Origin of the sequence: Pararhizobium sp. DWP1-1-3 (assembly GCF_049896125.1) — a bacterium.
In the GTDB taxonomy this organism is placed as follows: Bacteria; Pseudomonadota; Alphaproteobacteria; order Rhizobiales; family Rhizobiaceae; genus Pararhizobium.
In genome coordinates, this window is the sequence record NZ_JAFCTR010000003.1 from 515,261 (window position 1) to 533,060 (window position 17,800).

16 protein-coding genes are annotated in these 17,800 nt (G+C 56.1%); 13 read left to right on the forward strand and 3 right to left on the reverse strand.

Going from position 1 to position 17,800, the window contains the following annotated elements:
• Window positions 1-33 precede the first annotated feature (33 nt).
• The 7 genes from ACP7BS_RS10340 to ACP7BS_RS10370 all read left to right on the forward strand — a co-directional run bounded on the left by ACP7BS_RS10340 (window position 34) and on the right by ACP7BS_RS10370 (window position 7,763).
• On the forward strand, window positions 34-1,266 hold the full coding sequence (locus tag ACP7BS_RS10340) for a hypothetical protein (RefSeq protein WP_426237950.1): 1,233 nt from the start codon (window positions 34-36) through the stop codon (window positions 1,264-1,266).
• Window positions 1,259-2,998: a GumC family protein gene (locus ACP7BS_RS10345; protein ID WP_426230658.1), complete on the forward strand. Its 1,740-nt coding sequence runs from the start codon at window positions 1,259-1,261 to the stop codon at window positions 2,996-2,998. The genes ACP7BS_RS10340 and ACP7BS_RS10345 overlap by 8 nt, the downstream gene beginning before the upstream one ends.
• Window positions 2,999-3,014: 16 nt before the next feature.
• Window positions 3,015-3,650 carry a class I SAM-dependent methyltransferase gene (locus ACP7BS_RS10350; RefSeq protein WP_426230659.1) on the forward strand — a complete coding sequence of 212 codons (636 nt, stop codon included), beginning with the start codon at window positions 3,015-3,017 and terminating at the stop codon, window positions 3,648-3,650.
• Window position 3,651: 1 nt separating this feature from the next.
• On the forward strand, window positions 3,652-4,569 hold the full coding sequence (locus ACP7BS_RS10355) for a glycosyltransferase family 2 protein (RefSeq protein ID WP_426237951.1): 918 nt from the start codon (window positions 3,652-3,654) through the stop codon (window positions 4,567-4,569).
• Between the two features lie 119 nt (window positions 4,570-4,688).
• Window positions 4,689-5,846 (forward strand): acyltransferase family protein, encoded by a 1,158-nt coding sequence (locus ACP7BS_RS10360; protein ID WP_426237953.1) that lies wholly within the window; start codon window positions 4,689-4,691, stop codon window positions 5,844-5,846.
• A 1-nt stretch (window position 5,847) separates the two neighbouring features.
• Window positions 5,848-6,705, forward strand: coding sequence for a hypothetical protein (locus ACP7BS_RS10365; RefSeq protein WP_426230662.1), 858 nt, complete (start codon window positions 5,848-5,850; stop codon window positions 6,703-6,705).
• Entirely contained in the window at window positions 6,702-7,763 is a 1,062-nt protein-coding gene (locus ACP7BS_RS10370) for a glycosyltransferase (RefSeq protein ID WP_426237955.1), read from the forward strand. The genes ACP7BS_RS10365 and ACP7BS_RS10370 overlap by 4 nt, the downstream gene beginning before the upstream one ends.
• Before the next feature lie 50 nt (window positions 7,764-7,813).
• Here ACP7BS_RS10370 and ACP7BS_RS10375 read toward each other — a convergent pair whose 3' ends face one another.
• The gene (locus ACP7BS_RS10375; RefSeq protein WP_426237957.1) at window positions 7,814-8,632 is read right to left on the reverse strand and encodes a glycoside hydrolase family 16 protein; all 819 of its coding nucleotides are present in this window, start codon (window positions 8,630-8,632) and stop codon (window positions 7,814-7,816) included.
• A gap of 104 nt (window positions 8,633-8,736) precedes the next feature.
• Here ACP7BS_RS10375 and ACP7BS_RS10380 point away from each other — a divergent pair, with 104 nt between their 5' ends.
• Entirely contained in the window at window positions 8,737-10,302 is a 1,566-nt protein-coding gene (locus tag ACP7BS_RS10380) for a polysaccharide biosynthesis C-terminal domain-containing protein (protein ID WP_426237958.1), read from the forward strand.
• A gap of 4 nt (window positions 10,303-10,306) precedes the next feature.
• The gene (locus ACP7BS_RS10385) at window positions 10,307-11,629 is read left to right on the forward strand and encodes a polysaccharide biosynthesis/export family protein (RefSeq protein ID WP_426237960.1); all 1,323 of its coding nucleotides are present in this window, start codon (window positions 10,307-10,309) and stop codon (window positions 11,627-11,629) included.
• A 14-nt stretch (window positions 11,630-11,643) separates the two neighbouring features.
• Here the strand turns inward: ACP7BS_RS10385 and ACP7BS_RS10390 are convergent, their stop codons facing one another.
• On the reverse strand, window positions 11,644-11,904 hold the full coding sequence (locus ACP7BS_RS10390) for a hypothetical protein (RefSeq protein ID WP_426230667.1): 261 nt from the start codon (window positions 11,902-11,904) through the stop codon (window positions 11,644-11,646).
• Between the two features lie 199 nt (window positions 11,905-12,103).
• Here ACP7BS_RS10390 and ACP7BS_RS10395 point away from each other — a divergent pair, with 199 nt between their 5' ends.
• The 4 genes from ACP7BS_RS10395 (at window position 12,104) to ACP7BS_RS10410 (ending at window position 16,411) form a co-directional block, all read left to right on the forward strand.
• A complete protein-coding gene (locus tag ACP7BS_RS10395) occupies window positions 12,104-13,501 on the forward strand; it encodes an NAD(P)-binding protein (RefSeq protein WP_426237962.1) in 1,398 nt (465 codons plus the stop codon).
• Window positions 13,502-13,669: 168 nt separating this feature from the next.
• Window positions 13,670-15,124, forward strand: a complete 1,455-nt coding sequence (locus tag ACP7BS_RS10400; RefSeq protein WP_426237964.1) for a family 16 glycosylhydrolase — start codon at window positions 13,670-13,672, stop codon at window positions 15,122-15,124.
• A 274-nt stretch (window positions 15,125-15,398) separates the two neighbouring features.
• The gene (locus ACP7BS_RS10405) at window positions 15,399-15,902 is read left to right on the forward strand and encodes a ferritin-like domain-containing protein (RefSeq protein ID WP_426237966.1); all 504 of its coding nucleotides are present in this window, start codon (window positions 15,399-15,401) and stop codon (window positions 15,900-15,902) included.
• 167 nt (window positions 15,903-16,069) lie between these two features.
• The gene (locus ACP7BS_RS10410) at window positions 16,070-16,411 is read left to right on the forward strand and encodes a hypothetical protein (RefSeq protein WP_426237967.1); all 342 of its coding nucleotides are present in this window, start codon (window positions 16,070-16,072) and stop codon (window positions 16,409-16,411) included.
• Between the two features lie 84 nt (window positions 16,412-16,495).
• Here ACP7BS_RS10410 and ACP7BS_RS10415 read toward each other — a convergent pair whose 3' ends face one another.
• The gene (locus ACP7BS_RS10415) at window positions 16,496-17,752 is read right to left on the reverse strand and encodes a hypothetical protein (RefSeq protein ID WP_426237969.1); all 1,257 of its coding nucleotides are present in this window, start codon (window positions 17,750-17,752) and stop codon (window positions 16,496-16,498) included.
• Between the last annotated feature and the right edge of the window lie 48 nt (window positions 17,753-17,800).

A 17,800-nucleotide genomic window follows, 5' to 3' on the forward strand; every position in this document is an offset into this window, starting at 1 on the left:
TTCTGGTTCACGCTTTTCGTACTCTACAGCGTTTTGACGGCGCTGTTTCTGCCCCGGATTTTTGCAGGTGCAACGATTGTCTATTCTCTTGCCCGCACCAACGAGATGCACCGGATTCTGAGCACACCGCTCTCGCCAACCACGACTAATCTGACGCAGTCCATCTATATGATCGGAAGCTTCTGCTGCTTTGCGATCGTGGCTGGATTCGGCCGCCTCGGTGGAATGGCGATCGTCGCGCAAGCCTTGATCGTCACCAGTGCCATCTGCGTTTTCTTCGCCATCGCCGACCTTGTGACATATGCCACAAATACGGCAGACCTGCTCACTATCATTCGCAATGCCAACTACCGAATGCTCAACGACGGCGATATCGAGGGCTTCAAACGTATCGTCGGCTCATTTCCCGAGGCAGGGGCCTTTGGTTATGCGGCACTGGCCCTGTTTGCTTTCGTACTGATGCTTGCCATAGAGGGTTTCCCCGCCCGGTTTCTGGGAACGATAACGGCCGCGCTTGGGACTGCGCTGCTCCTGTGCACCTCAACCACCGCCTACGCCGCAAGCGCAGTTACAGGTATCCTCGTCCTTTTTTTCTGCATAGCCCGCATTCTAAGAAACAACGCAACACCCCGCCATCTGACTTATGTCGTTGCGTGCCTGTTCGCACTGCCGCTTCTTGTCATGGCAATCATGCTGATCCCCTCCGTATCGGAAAGCATCAGCAATCTCATACACGCGACAGTTACAACGAAACTGGAGTCATCATCCGGCGAGGAACGGATGCGCTGGAACGCACAAGCCCTGAGCTCTTTTCTCGATACGAGCGGGATGGGAGCCGGCGTTGGCAGTATAAGGGCATCCAGCCTCGTCGTTGCGCTCCTTGCCAATGTCGGCATTCCCGGCACGCTGATCTTCTTCATCTTCCTGGCAAGCCTCATTCGATCTGTGCTTCGGCGCGATACGGACGGCGGCGTCGAACAGAAAGTCGGGCTCGCGGCGATGTTTTCTTGTATCGCGCAGGTTACGGCCGCGTCCATTTCCGCTGGCGCAATCGATCTCGGTCCCCTGTTCGCAATTACAGCAGGGCTGTGCGTCGCCTATGCGCTTGGGCCGCTGCGGGCGCCCGCGGTTGCGGCGATTGCACCGGTGCTCGTATCGCCACCGCGCCTCAATGCGCTTGTCAAAGGGTTTGCTTCTACTGACACACAGCGGGCCTCGGGCCGGGGAGCTTTCATGCCAGGCGACAGGGGTTATCGCCATGTATAACCCGCCGGTCTCGCTTGCCTATCCTGCCTCATCAGGCCCTCCGGTTCGCGAAAAGCCGCTGGATATCCGCCAGCTTTTTCGCTTCCTTATATCGAACTCTCTGCTGATCTTTTCCATCACCGCGCTTTTCGTTGCGCTTGCCGTCGTCTACGTCACCGTCACCTCGCCAACCTATGTCTCCAGTGCCCAACTTATGTTGGAAACACAGAAGGCAACAGGGGCGGATGCGCAACGGACACTTGCCGAAGAATCCCTGGTTGAAGGGCAGATGGAAATCATGAAGTCCGGAGGCGTTCTGACGGCTGTAGTCGAAAACATGAATCTTTCCTCGGATGCCGAGTTCCAGCTAGACCACTTGCCGATTGCCGACACTGTTCGCTCCATGCTTTCCGATCCAGCAAAGAGGAGTGAAACCCCAGGAACAACGGAAACCTCACCGGAAGACGCGCAGGCAAATTACACGATAGCAACCCTCCGGAGCCGCTTGTGGATCCGTCGGGTGGGCCAGTCCACAGTGATAGAGATTTCTGCAGCGTCCAGCGATCCGCGCAAGGCAGCCCTCATCGCGAATGCCGTGTCAGAACAGTATATTGCGCAGAATGTGAAAATGAAATCTCAGGCAGCTTTTCAGTCGAGCGAATGGCTTGCCCAGCGGGTAGCCGACTTGCAGGAAGCAGTCTTTTCTGCCGACCGCGCGGTCATGAAGTTTCAATCCTCGGGCGATCCGGGAAGCCAATTCAAACTCACCGAGCTCAAGAGCGTGGCAGAGACCCAGCACCGCCTCTATGAGACTTATCTGCAAAGCTGGTCAGAGGCCAAGCAACGCATTTCCTACCCCGTTTCCGATGCGACCTTTGTGTCGCGAGCAACCATACCCGTTGCGAAAAGCCAGCCGAAAAGCATGCTTCTGGTCGCATTCGCCCTGATACTCGGTCTGGGTGCCGGCGTTGTGGTCGCAATCGCGCGCCATTTCGGCAACCGTCTCATTACTTCGGCCCACCGCATAACAACCGAAATCGGAGTTCCCTGTATCGGTGAGGTGGCGCAGGCCAATCGGGGCAGGGCAAAGCGGATGGCGTCTCCGGCCGAGTTGCTACAAACCGGGGAAGCGGGAAAACCCGGCACACGCGAATGGTTCGATCGTGACATGCGCGACCTTAGGGCAACTTTGGGCGGACTGCGACGCAGCCGGAAAGCCAATCTGATCGGCTTGGTTGGGACAGAAGCCAAGGCCGGCGCAACCACGGTCGCCTACAATCTCGCGCGCCTTGCGGCTGCCTCTGGCTCAAAGACATTGTTGATCGATGCAAGCGCAACCAACCCAACTCTCAGCCAGACTTTCGGCGAAGGACGGGCTGTGGGTCTGATGGACGTGTTGAATGATTCACGCACGTACACTGATTTCGTCAGCCGGATCGACAGGCGTTTCACCATCCTGCCGATCGGTACCTTTCGAGAGGTGACGCCGGGCGAGCGCATCGGATCGGAACGCATCGCGTTCAGCTTTGCGGATCTAAAAGAGCGCTTCGATCTCATTCTGATCGACCTCCCCTCCATGCCCGGATCCTCCGATGCAAAGTCCATCGCACCCTATCTCGATGGATCGCTTATCGTCGCCCTATACGGCCGGTCTTCCTTCGACACCCTCGCCCAGATCGTCGATGCATTGCGTGATGTCGGCGCCGACATCCTGGGGGTTGTTCTCAACGGAAGCCCACAACGGAAAAACTGAAGGAGAAGCAGTCATCATGAACCTTGTCCAATTGCGCAACCATCCGGAACTGAAAGACCGTCTGAGAAAAACGCTGCAGTCCGTCGGATATGAGACGGATGACTGGGTCCGCGTCATGATGTACCGCGATGCGTTCGCCTTCATCCATGACCTCGGCCCGGAGGAACTTGATACGCTGGAGATCTCCGGCGGTGTTCAATGGCGGCGTGAGTTCAAATTCAGGTCTTACCGCACGACGGAATATCCAGGTTTTGACATCTGCAGTGAAGCGTTGCCCCAGCAGTTCGATCTGATCATTGCCGACCAGATTTTCGAACATCTGAAATGGCCAATGCGCGCAGCGCGCAACGTCTACAATATGCTGCGGCCGGGTGGCTACTTCGTCATCGCCACCCCATTCCTATTGCGCGTGCACGCTTCCCCGATCGATTGCAACCGGTGGACGGAAACGGGGCTTTCCTGCCTGTTGCAGGAGGCGGGGTTTTCCGAGAAGGACATCACTACAAACTCCTGGGGTAATCGCAGCTGCGTGCAGGCGAACTTCAAACGCTGGCAAAAGGCCGGCTTCATGGGATCGTTGAAGAACGAACCGAATTTCCCGGTGATGGTCTGGGCATTCGCCCGCAAACCACTTCAGAGCGCGGAGCAGTAGCATGGCGCTGGCGCAAAGATCAGGAGAGCGGGGACCAACCGAGGGTGGCCTGCGGATCGGCATCGCGATTGCGACTGCCAACCGTCCGCAGGTCGCGCACGAAACCGTCGGCCTTCTTGCACGACAGACCCGTAAGGCCGACGGTGTTCTCGTTTGTTCGCCGGAGGAAGGGGACGTTGCGCCGTTGATAGAGACTTACGCGGATGTGACCCACATTATCGGTCCCCGCGGGCTGCCACATCAGCGCAACCGGCTTATCGAAGCCGCCAAGGATTTCGATATTCTTTTGTTTCTCGACGATGATTTCATCATCGCAGACGACTACCTTGCAGAGATTGCAGCCGTGTTTTTTGACTATCCCGATATCGTGATGACCACGGGCCGCGTCGTCGCAGACGGCATAATCGGACCCGGCTTGTCCTTTGAGGAGGCTTTACGGCGGCTGTCGCTTCCATCAGAGCCGCAAGACGTCCGTCTTCGTGAAATCTATAACGGCTACGGCTGCAATATGGCGGTTCGACTCGAAACCGTCCGAGCGAATACTTTGAGATTTGACGAGGAGTTGCCGCTGTATGCCTGGTTGGAGGACGTCGACTTCAGCCGCAGCCTTGCGCCCTTTGGCCGCATCGTACGCGCGGAACGCGCCTGTGGTGTTCACCTTGGGGTGAAATCGGGCCGGCAAACCGGCGTGCGGCTGGGCTATTCGCAAATCGCCAATCCCTGCTACCTCATCGCCAAGGGAACCTGTTCCTGGAAAAAGGGACTCAACCACATTGGCCGAAACCTCGCCGCCAATCTTTACGGGACATGCCGCGGCGAACGGTCAATCGATAGGCCTGGCAGGCTTCTCGGCAATCTCAAGGCCATTATGGACCTGTTCACACAACGCCTCGCGCCATCCCGCGCCCTCAGGTTTTAGGAGTACGGTGATGAAACCGGCCGGAGCGTGCGAGCGGATCGTTTCCATTTCCAAGGCAATAGAACTCTTTGGCAATGAACGCGCCTGCGCTCCACGCTTGGGACGACAAGGGGGCCTTGATGCGTAAGCTTGATTCTCTTCAGGTTCTACGGGGTATCGCCGCAAGCCTGGTGGTGGTCGATCACAGCATCCTGCGTAACGCAGAATGGGCCAACTATCCGGCCATCGTCAGGGTCGCCGCTCCCTATAGCGGCACCCTCGGTGTTGCAATTTTCTTCGTGATCAGTGGCTTTATCATGATGCACACTGCGGGCGATCAATTCGGAAAAATGGGCGCTCCACTGACTTTCCTGCGCAAGCGCATCGTACGGATCGTACCATTGTACTGGGCTGCCACCGCCCTGGAGGCGGCGTTACGGCTGCATAAGGGCGGCGAAATTGAGCTAAGGACACTTCTTACATCTTTATTCTTCATTCCAGTACCCGTTGCGCCGGGCGAATACATGCGCCCGCTTCTAGGCGTCGGCTGGACGCTCAACTACGAAATGTTCTTCTACTGCATTTTTGCAGTCTGCCTGCTGTTCAAGCGGCAAGTCGGTCTGCTTCTGCTTTTTTCAACTCTTGCCGGGCTGGTGGCGATCGGCGCGATATACAAACCGCTTAGCGACACGTCTGCTCCGCACGGCGTCATTACCTTTTGGACCGACCCTATCATCCTGCTGTTTGCTGCCGGCGCTGCAGTCAGTCTCGCCGCAGAGGCGCTGCGAGGAGCCGTAAGCAGTATCCATTTCTTCCCGATTGCCGCCGTGATTTTGTCAATTTGGGCTGCGGTGTTTCTCTGGATAGTGGGTTCCTACCCCATACCCATGGCATGGCAGCTAGGCGGCTGGGCCGTGTGTATCCTTTCGGTGGGGCTATGTGTGCTTGAAGAGCCCGTCCCGAGAAATCTCGCTCGGGGCCTCGGAACACAGCTCGGAGATATCTCCTACGCGCTGTATTTGTTTCATTTCTTTGCAATCGTCGCGGCGGAAAAAATCTGGTGGCTGCTTTTTGGAAAGGGTCCGTCGATCCTGTTTGTCGCCGCCGCCTATTTTGCCTCTGTGGCTGCAGCATATGCCATTCATCACCTGTTCGAGGTGAATGTGACCCGCCTTTTTTCCTCGCGTTCCGGCCGCTCGGAAACAGCACTGCTGATACCGGACATAGAAGCCGAGGCAACTCCACCGCAACCTGCGCAGACGCTTCAAAAGCCAGCGCATCTCTACGGGAGAAAGTAACATGCGCCACGCAACCTGGAACGCAATCCAAGGGAACGCCGCCGCCATGCGGCTTTATCGATCCTATCGTAATCTACCAGAGCCTTTGCGTGCACCCGCTCGCTGGGCAGTTGCGCCGGTCTGGCAAACCGCCTGCGCGCTTGTGAGGTACAAGACCGGCGATGTGGTGCTGACAGGCCCGTTCGAGGGCATGAAACTTCACTTGAGCCCCATCTCGAGCCGACACCTTCTCGGCTATCTACTCGGCACACAGGAATTGGAGCTGCATCCCATCATCGAAACCGTCATCCGCAACGCTTATCGCACCGTAATCAATGTCGGCGTTGCTGATGGATACTATGCAATCGGCTTTGCGCGCCGCATGCCGGCGACACACATCATAGGTTTTGAGGGTCTGCCTGAGCATCACGAGCCGTTTTGGCATACCGCGCGCACCAATGGCGTCTCCGACCGGATCACAATGCACGGGTTCTGCGACATTGCGGATCTTCAGAAAGTTCTTGCCGAAACCAACTCGCGTTCACTTGTACTTTGCGACATCGAGGGCGGCGAAAAGGTCCTGCTCGACAACGACAAAATTCCCGAGCTCAACCGCGCAGACATCCTGGTCGAAACACATGACGGTCTTGTCGCCGGATGTAGCAAAGCTCTGCTTCAACGCTTCAGCGAAACCCATGACATCACGTCGATTTACGCCCGTCCCCGCACGGCCCGCGATTTCCCGGCGAGAAAATTGCCGTTGATTGCCAAATGGCTGCCTCGTACTGCGGTTGAATTGATGAATGAACGGCGGACCGGGGTCCAAGAGTGGCTTTTCATGACGTCGCGCCAGCGGGCAGACAAGGAGCCCTCGTCATGAGCTTGCTGCTCGCCAGCGGAACACCGCATCTGCCGCAATTGTTTGGCGGATTGGAAATCAACACGCACCAGATTGCGTTGGAATTGAATCGACGCGGACACACGACGGCCGTTCTTTCCAAGCTATCCCTCCGGGACCTCTTCGGTGCGGCGCTTTTTCTGGCAAGTCGGGCGCGTTTAAGCAAAATTTCGATGGATCGAACACTTGGATATGAGGTCTATCGCTCGTTAAAGCCTTGGAAAGATCTGCGCGGCCTCGCCCTTCCCAAGGTCGTGGTCGTTCAAAACGGCAATATGGTGCAGATGGGGCGAACATTCGCCAACCGGGGCATATCGAGCGTAGCCTATCTTCACGGCCTTGAATTCGATACCGGCCCCCGTTCGTGGCTTGAAAACGAAGAGGAACTCCCATTTTCCGCCTATATCGCCAATTCGGGCTATACCGCCACACGCTTCAAGTCGAAATACGGCATAGAGCCAGCTGTTATCCCGCCGATATTTCATCCCGAGCAATATCGGACGCCTGGAAAAGGCAAATACGTAACGTTCATCAATCCCGTGCCGGTCAAGGGCTTGGAGCTGGCGCTTGCGATCGCAGCATTAAGCCCGGACATCCCGTTCCTGTTCGTTCGTGGCTGGCCGCTCTCCTCGAAGGCCGACGAACTATTGAAACGTTGTCTTGTGCGACTCCCCAATGTCCGTCTCGTATCGCGCAGCGATGACATGAAACGTATCTATGCCGAAACTCGGGTTCTTCTTGTCCCAAGCCAATGGGACGAAACCTGGGGCAGGGTCGTCAGCGAAGCACATTTCAGCGGAATACCAGTTCTTTCGAGCGACAGCGGGGGCCTTCCGGAATCGGTCGGCCCTGGCGGTATCCTTCTGCGCCGTAACGACCCGGTGGAATTGTGGGCGGACCAGTTGCGCAGCCTGTGGAGCGATCCGGCTCTTTACCGCTTGAAACGTGAGGCGACGCTTTCGCATGCAGGCCGTGCTGCGCTTAATATCGGCTACCAGATGGACCAGCTGGTCGAAATTACACAGAGGGCAGCAGCATGACGCGCCCCTCCCCCATCCAGGACTTCTTGACCTTGCCTCCAACCGTCCACTCAATCCGGTGGCAAAGACCAAACGCGAACATAATCGACATCCATCACCGACGGATTCGGCGTCTTGTCGATCGGCCAGCCAGCGCCGAGTCCGAGGTCGATCAGGATCGTGAAAGGATGCTCCAGTTCGCGCGGCGTCTCGATGGACCACACTTCCTTCCTGTCCAGGAAATATTTTATCCGATCTTCCTGCACGGCAACGCCGTAAGTATGAAAATCCGCCGAGAGAGCTCCAGCGACTACCGGCACGCTCTGGTGGAAACTCTTGCTGAGAGCCGGTGTCTTGCGGTCCCAGATATGAAGAGAGGCGGTGTATTGGCTGGGAGCATGGCCGTAATGCTCGACCACATCGACCTCGATAGCTTTCTCCACCCCGCGGCTGGCGAGCCAGAACGCAGGCCAAACGCCTTCGCCGGCCGGAAAACGGGCCCGCATTTCGAAATAGCCATAGCGCTGCTTGAACCCATCGCCATTTGCATCCGTCGAAGCGAGCAGGCCGGATTTCCATTTTCCGTCGGCAGACTTACGAGCCTCGATCCTCAGCACTCCGTTTTTGACGGTAAAAGGAAAGTCGGGAACTGGGTCGGTGAACTGGGCATCGCCAAAGTCCCCGTTCCACGGCGTGTGCGCCGTCCAGCGGGTACCCGGGCCACGCGCGGAAACATCGAGCCAGTCAAAATTTTCGTCGAGTTTCAAAGCGAAAGAGTCGGGATCTATCACTTCGGCCTGGCAGGGCGAAGTGGAATGAAAGACAGCCGACGCGGAAAACACGGCCGCACAGAAATACATCGTCCTAGATACTTTGAAGAAGAAATCCACAGCGACAATCCTTGTAATCGAACAGGAAAGGTAAATTACCATTATGATTTAATCAACTATAATTGCGATAAAATTACATCATTTAAAGACGAAGTCAAAATATAATGGGCCAATTTGCAAGACAATCTCTGTATTCTGCCGCATCTGGTCTTGCAACTGTATTTGCGAGCTTCACTAGTGGTGTAATTATTGCCAATCTTCTCGGCGTTCACGGGGCCGGTATGGTTGCTTTTGCTGTATGGATCGCGGCGATGCTCGCTCCGATTATTGACGGCGGAACAGCCTTGAGCGTTGGACGGTTTCCTGCCGAGTTGCGGGGACAGGACAATAATGCCGCTGCACATGCGTTGCCCGCCGTGTTGGCAAGGCGACTTTTGCTCTACCACCTCTTCGGCGTCACGGCGCTGGCAGCATTCTGTTCGATTGGGACGGATGTCACTCTCGTTTCTGAAGCCGTCTCAGGGGATGATATCGGCTCACGTATCCCCCTGACCGTTGTCCTCGCCGTCGCCGCTTTGACATCGCTTCAATCCTTCGCCCTGTTCGGCACTTCACACCTTCGCAGCGCCCAGAGTTTCCGCACGCTTGCGACGCTCGCCTGTGTTTCGATGTTCCTACAGATCGGCGCCGTTTACATCGGCGCTCATTTCAACGGTGTGGTGGGCGCGCTTGCCGGTTACGCGGTCGGACAAGTCTGCTTCGCAGCAGCAGCCCTGTCCCTCATCTTCCGCTCCGGAAAAGTATCCCCTGCCCTCACCAGCGAGGTTTGGCGATACGGACGCTTTTCCTGGGCCGCCAATGTCTGCAATACCTTCGTTTGGTCCCGCATCGAAATTCTGTTCCTTCAGGTCTTCTGGAGCTATCGGGAAGTCGGCTGGTTTAGTGTTGCACTGGCTCTTTCCGGCCTTGCTTCGCAAGGACCACTTCTTCTGACCGGCGCGTTCCTGCCCATGCTGGCGCGAAAACATGGCCAGGATGACAATGCCGGATTGCAATCTGCGTTTACAAAGGGAACACGCCTGCTAGCAACGATTGCCCTTCCAACTTGCCTGGGAATGGCCGCAGTCGTGCCAGGTCTTGTAACGCTCCTCTATGGCCCAGAATTCGAACCGGCCGTCCCAGCGGCGATGATTATTGTGACTGCGGCTGCCTTTACGATTACCACGGTCATCGGTTCGCATCTCGTCAACGCACTCGGGCGCAGCGACTTCATTTTCTTTTCGTCGCTCTCCGGCGCCTTGCTGTCAACGCTCTTCGGCTTCCTGCTGATCCCGGATTTTGGACTGGTCGGGGCAGCAATCTCGCGCGCCATCGTTCAACTTGCCATGGTGGCGATCGGCCTTTGGTTCATTACCGCGCAGCTCGGTTTCAGCTTCCCCTTTGGTGCGTTTCTACGCATTCTACTCGCGTCGCTTGCAGCTGCGGGTGCCGCGTTTGTGACCATCGGAGCCATAGGTCATCCGGCAGGACTGTTTGCAGCCATTGCCGTTGCTGCTTTCACCTACGTCCTGTGCCTCCGGCTGTTTGGCGCTACAAATGCAGACGATATCGCGCTGGTCCGCCGCTTGAGCGCACCCTTGCCCCAACCATTTGCGCGGATGGTCGGCATTATTCTGTCCTTCATCCACCCGGGATCCCTAAGCCCGACAATCATCACGACCACGAGGTGAAACCATGCGAAGCGGAAATCTCAGAGCCGGCTGGTTCATCCATTTTCTGACTTTCACAGCGGCGAACCTTGCTGTGTTGCTACCGGCGGCAGCTGACCCCTACCGGCTTGCCACGCAAGACAGGATAGCCCTGAGAGTGGTCGAATGGCGTCCGGGCGAGGCGGAGGTCAAGGACTGGATCGCTTTGAATGGCACCTTCGTGATCAATGACGATGGCGCCATCTCGGTCCCACTCGTTGGCGAGGTTACGGCAATGGGCTTGACGACAAAGGAATTATCGGCCCGCATTGCACTCCTTTTGCAGCAAAGTGCCGGCCTCGCCAAGACGCCATCAGCGGCCGTGGAGATTGTCCAATACGGACCGATCTTCATTACCGGCGCCGTCGATAAGCCCGGACAGTATGCTTTCAGCCCGGATTTGACTGTGATGAAAGCGATAAGCCTCGCGGGCGGTTTCGAGCGAGAATCTGATGCCGCAGGCTCGCGGCTTGAGCGCGACAGGATTCAGGCGGCGGGCGTGCTCGGGGGCGCGGAACTTGATTACAACGGCCTGTTGATGCGCCGCACACGCCTGAGGGCTGAAAAAGATGGAAAACCGGATTTCGAGACACCCGAGGAATTACGCGGCGTGGACGGCGTCGAAGCCATCCACGCAGAGGAGCTCGATCTCATGAAGTTGCGCCGCGTCGAACTTGAAAGCAAGATTGCAGCCGCCAAGGGTATCGGCGATCTCTATGCGCACGAGATCGAGACGCTGCAAAACAAGATCAGTGCCCAACAACGGCAGGTCGAATTGGTGAAGAAGGAGCTTTCCAGCATCAATACCCTGGTCGACAAAGGCCTTATCCAAAGCTCGCGGCGCCTTTCACTCGACAGGGACGAAGCCGATGCGGAAACCAAGCTTTTGGATCTCGATTTTCAGTTGATCCGCGCCCGGCAACTTCTTGAAGAAAACAGGCGAGACGGCGAGGAGCTCATTAATTCAATGAATTCGCAAATCCAGACGGAAATGAACGAAGTTGTCAGGGACATCGCCAAGGCCGATCTCCAAACAAAGGTCGCTCGCCTGTTGATCGAGGAAACAGCCTACGAGAAGCAGCGTCAGATGATTGACGAAAAAAACGCCGACGACGCCATCCGATTTGAAATTGCGCGCCGCGGCGAAAACGGGGAAACTGTGCGGATCAACGTCTCGGCCGATTCGAAAATCGAGCCACGCGACCTGGTGGAAGTCATTGCTGGCCCCTCGAACGGCCTGAAGCTAAGGGCCGCAGTGCCAAGTCTAACGCGGTCCGATTTTGCTCTTTCCAAGGATCCGGAACACTAGGGAGACTTCCTCAATCAGTCGCCTGTTTTTCGCAAGCAATCAATACGATGACGCAGCTTTGGACAAGGGAGGAGCACACCGACCACATAAGCGACCTGCATCACCACGAATAGTCCAAGCACGGGCGCGAGTGATGCGAATGGGGAACCGGATTTATAGGTCAGCGCGAGATAGATCAGGCTGACAAGCACTGCAAATAGGAAAAAAGCGCCGATGCGCAAGAAAAACGCAGCAGCAAAGGACACAAGCCCCGCCGAAACAAATGCAACAGTCATCCTTTCACAACCTCGTTGGGCATGCCGGATGTCAGCAGAAGCCGTTCCAAAGCAGACATACCATAAAACTGTAATTTACAGAGAGAGCCCAAAGGACCGCGTTATGCCTGAATTTTTGTGATCGTCCCATTTCGCACTGTTTATGCTGAAGTTCCACGTCTTCGAGCACTTGTTTTTTTGGCCAAAGGGAGGCGCATTGATGCAACATGCCGGAAATGAACCGCGGGTGTATGATTACATCATCCTGGGCTGTGGGATTTCTGCCTTGACCGCAGCAAAACACCTGCTCGATAACAACGCGGTGCTGATCCTTGAAAGCTACAGGGTGCCGGGAGGCAATCACCAGTCCTATGTGATCGATGGGATGGAGTTCGACATCGGTGCCATCTGCTTCAATACAACCGACGAACAGTTCAAGCATTTTCCCGAACTGCTTGGCTCTTGCATACCCAAGGCCGTCGAGGTCAAGAAGATCTGCACAAACGGCTCGGTTGGCCGATACCCCTTCGACTGGCACGCGGAGGCCTCGTCGATGAGCTTGACCGAACGCATATCTTGCCTTGTCAGCTTGGTGACATGCCGTCTTCGCAAGGGCGGGCAGGATGATGCACGCAGCTACGCCCAGTCACGGATCGGCGATTTACTGTATCAGCGGGTGGGCCTCGACCTCTATATAAAGCGTCTATTCGGGATCGATGCTGCACATATCGACTACGATTTCGCTTTAAAGCGGATGCAATGGCTTTCCCGCGAGACGTCACTCAGATTTCGCGTTCGCCGGCTCATCCGGAGAAAGATGAAACACATCCCGGTGTGGGGCGAAACGGTGGTGAGACCGCCCGGGGGATTTGGGTGCTACTACGAAAAAGCTCTCAGCAGGTTGAGAGATGAAGGCGTCGAATTCGTTCTCGACGAAAAAGCGCTCAAGATCGAAACTGCAGCCGGCATCACTGCGGTGACCACTTCGAACCGGACGTATCTTGCCAAAAAACTGATCTCGACGATCCCTTTGGATGATGCGTCGAAACTATGTGGGCTGCCGGAGACAACGTTGCCGACCGTCACACTTCTCAGCCTGTTCGTCGCGCTGCGCGGGTCTTGGTTGCCGGGCTGTTCCATCCTTTATAATTTTCATAAATTCGGAAACTGGAAACGCATCACCGTACATTCCGACTTTTACCCCGGCCCAGGTTCCTACGACAAACACTGCACTGTGGAAATCACCGTCCCGCCCGGGATGATGTCGCCGGCGCCGGCAGACGCTTTCGCGGATGTGGAAGCGCACCTGCGTGACATGAATATCATCGAGGGTGAGCTCGTCCTGATCGGCAGTTCCGAACTTAGGAACGCGTACCCAATTCCCCAAAAGGGGTTCAAGGCGCGCCGCGATGCGGCGATCGTCCGGCTTGCGTCCAAGGAAGTGATCTGCCTGGGACGACAAGGCAAGTTTGAGTACATCCCACATTCGAACGTCGCCGCCAAGGAAACGATCAACACATTGGAAAAGGCGCTCGAACCCGTGGAGCTGCCACAGCAACGAGAGCCTTCACTTGTTAAATTGCGCACCGAGTTGCCTGCGCTACCTGTTACAACGTGAAATCGTGACGCTGCAAGGTGCCGTCAAGTCAGTCGTGCGTTCCGGTGTTTGTAAAGCGCGTTGCCGCAATGCATAAAATTTTTGGTTTGGCGGTGCGATCCCCGGAACCTGAAGCGTCTTTGAGCGCGCTCAATCGTCTTTCATGATCTGTTTTATTGCGAGGGAACCATGCCCGTACCAGACCGCTATTCCATAGTCTTCGCTGACGAATTCGATCGTTTAAGCCTTGCCAACACGGCTACCGCAACGGCCAACTGGTACACCGCACAGGCGTGGGGTGGCGGCTTTGGCAGCGCCCAGTTCCTGCCGGCGGGCGCAAGCAATTCGCCGTTTTCGATCGTGCAGCAGGGAGGACAAACTGCGCTCCAGATCGAACTGACGCGGAACGCCTCGGGACAGCTCCAGAGTGGGCTGATCTCAAATACCTTCCCAGACGGAACGAGCGCCACGCCCCAGGACGGTGATCCATATGGATATTATGAAATGCGCGCCTGGCTGCCTGCGGGAAAAGGCGTTTGGCCCAGTTTCTGGGCCAGCGAGAAGGAACGGCTCTCAGCAGCGAGAGATCATGTTTTTGAAGTTGATGTGCTGGAACAGCACGGTAGTGCGGTACCGGATCGATATGCCAGCATTCTGCACGACTGGAATTGGAATGGGACGGTGCTGGAAGGCCACACCAGCCAGTATCATCACAACGTCGTCGGCACCGGCGTCATGACGGCCGGGTGGCATACTTACGGCGTCGAAATCAGGCCCGATATGACGATATTCTACTTTGACGGCCGTGCCCACTTTTCCATTGCGACGCCGAAAGGCCTCGATACCGATCTGATGTTCATGATCGATCTGGCCGCGGGTGGCGGCTGGCCGATCGACCCAGCACTCGATCATCAAAAGATGTACATCGATTATTTCCGTGCCTATGAATTGAACGAGGCAGTCCCCCCACCATCCGGCGTGCTTGTGGGCACGAGCGGCAACGACACTTTCCTCGTTTCGGCGTCTACAACCCAAATTAAGGAACAAAGCGGAGGCGGCTTCGACACTGTATACGCGACTGTGTCCTACACTCTGCCCGATAATGTCGAAAAATTGCGTTTCTCGGGTCCGGGTGCCCTCAGCGCGACCGGAAACGGCGGAAACAACCAGCTGTATGGCAATGGCGATGCCAATGGCTTGGCGGGTTTGGCAGGCGACGATTACCTCTATGGGGACGCTGGCAATGACACGCTCTTGGGCGGTGCAGGAAACGACAAGCTCTTTGGTGGAAACCAGAACGACGTGCTAACCGGCGGTCTTGGGATCGATCGACTGGACGGCGAAGGAGGATCAGACACTTTCCATTTTGATAGCGTAGCGGAAAGCCCATATTCCGCGCGGGACACGATCATCGGCTTTTCAGGCGCGAAAGGAGATCGCGTTGATCTGAGTGCACTTGATGCCAACACACTTGTCGGTGGCAATCAAGCTTTCAATTTCATCGGGTCGAGCGCCTTCACCGAGGCAGGTCAGGTTCGTTTCAGCGACGGGGTGCTTTCGGCCGACGTTAACGGCGACAGGATAGCCGATTTCGCCGTCAACATCGGCACGTCTTCGCTATTGTCCGGCTTTGTAATTCTTTGAAGGTCTTGGCCGAGCGCCTGCAGAGGGAGCGCGGCATCTCAAACTGAGCTAGGTCCCTTGTGTTCACAACCCGGCATGATCTGTCGAAGGGGTGATCACAGTCGCCGGAGAAGTCCTTCGTTGGAACGATCACGTCCGCAAAAAATCTCCGGCCGTTGGATGTAATGCTTGGGCAAGCAGTCTGCATGTCTGCGGCGATTCCGGATTGGAAACTACGGAACGAATGCACTCGGTCTGAGTTGAGTATTACTATCAACCCAACGAGGACACCACCATGGCTGAGAAAACACTGGACGATTTGTTTCTTGATACGCTCAAGGATATCTACTTCGCAGAAAAACAGATCCTGAAAGCGCTGCCGAAAATGGCTCGTGCCGCGCAGTCACCGGACGGCAAAGCCGCGTTCCTAAAGCACAAGGACGAGACGGAAGGCCAGATCGAACGCCTGCAGCAGGTGTTCGAGATTATTGGCAAACCCGCGCGCGGAAAAACGTGCGAGGCCATTCAGGGCATTATTGCCGAAGGCGAGGAAATCATTGAGGAGTTCAAGGGTTCCGTAGCACTCGACGCTGGCCTCATCTCTTCGGCTCAGGCAGTCGAGCACTATGAAATTGCCCGCTACGGCACATTGAAGTCGTGGGCGGCGCAGCTTGGTTACACCGATGCCGTCGCACTGTTCGACGCCAATCTGCAGGAAGAGTTGGCCACTGATCAGAAGCTGACCCAGCTCGGCGAAGCTTCGGCGAACGCGAAGGGCGCTAAAGTGAAAGCCGCCTGATTTCGTCGCAGTCACCAAACCCAGGGCCGTCTCTACGAGGCGGCCCTTATTCTTTCCGTTCACCTACCTTATTATCCACCAGGTTGGGAATGGTGTGCATCGACAGGCGTCGATCCCCGAGGACCGGGGACGAAGGACTGATTGTTCCCAAGAGGAGAAACCGAACCATGCCCTTTACAGCCAGCGCGAAATCAGACGCGCATATCCTCTTCAATGACCAGCGGCCATCACCGCAAGACCTGACAGAGGAAAGCGTTGTCGGGTTTGTCAGCGCGCTATGTTTTCGCCCCATGGGTGATGGCGAAATGGTCATGCGGCTGGCGGGAGAAGACGGCGGACATATTGATCTCCGCACGAATCCAGTATGTGCCGGGAGGCTCGCAATCGCGCTGCTTGATCTCATCAACCAGAATGGCTGGTTTGACGTCGATCTGCGCGTGACCGAAGGTGAATCGGAGATCGCGCGGATCAAACCCCTGGCAAGCAAGACATTTGTCTGCGAAAGTTGAAATTACTGATCCGGTACACCATCGATGGTTTCCAACCAAAAGCGTTGAAAAGGGCCGGTTGACGAACTGATAGAAAGTGTTCGGTCACCACGCTCTTTCCGCACCGCCATGAAAGATCGGATGTTCAGTCTGTCCCCGCTGAAAATGCGCAAATGCCTGTTCGGTCGCAGCTTCGAGTTCTGCCTCGCCAATCTGCGCCGAGGTGATGATCTGATGCGCAAATTCCTCATCGGTTGTCGCCGACCTCGCATTCCCGTGTGCCAGCAATTCAGCCATCGACATTTTGTCGGTGTGAATAATCAGCTTCCTAGCAGCCACGGCGTCCTGCACGATACCTGATCCTTGCAAACCATACACCGACACATCATAGGGCAGCAGCACCGCATCGACCGACTGGAAGAGAGCCAAAAATTCGTCCGGGGGCATTCTGGCTGAATGCATTTCGACCTGAACCTTGCCGTCACCGGGATCAAAACCAGTCAAACCCTTGTACGCGCCTCTTTCGAAATCGTTTTCTGAACCTTGGACGACGAATTCGATTTCGGCGAAGTTGCCTCGATTTGCTTTTGCTGTGGCTTCAACGATCCCAGCAAGCCTGTGGCTTCCCTTATCCGACCGCGGCGCCCCGAACACTCCAACCCGGAATGCGCCCCTCCCGCCTATTCCCCGGGATCGAATTGCAGTGAGTTCGACGCTGCAAGGGAGATAGAAATAGGGCTGTATCGCGAGACCAAACCGTTCCCGTACATATCCGGCAAGTTCCTCTGTCTCCGAGTACAGAGCCAGTCTATCTGTCCTCACCCTAGACGCGACATCCAGCCGCCGCTTGCGGATACCGTCGTCGGGTTCGCCAAAGTCAGGGCTTAAAAAGCGCAAGCAGAATTTTGGAGCGGTGTCTTTCTTGTTGTCGATAAGCGCCAGCGCCGCCTCAAGCATGTTCAGGTCGGCGGTCGGAATAATCACCAGATCATCCCGGTTAAGGCCCAACCGTTCGCACGTCTCCTCAAGCGTATCAGCCAAGGGTGATGCTCGATGTTTGAAGAAAGTGCCATTCGCAGCCATCGTCAGGCACGCGGCAAGCTTTTGGAGGGTATTTCCATACTTGGCGCGCGTGGCAAGTTTTGTCAGCCTGACAGCGTTATCGCTGAATTTACCCGCCGCAGGCCCGAGAAAATCGTCGTAGGTTTCGCCCGCAAGCAGATGCAGCGAATAGTTCGGCAAAAGGCGTTGCAACGCCCATATCTGTGTCTGGAAATGTCCGTGGTTGCGAACAAGCTTCCTTTCCACAACGAGCATTCTGCGAGATTGAAGTAAAGCCGGCGCTTCAGGTTGTTCGAGCAATTGAGATTCTTTCGTTATCAAGGGCTTCAGGTGAAACCTGTGAGATTG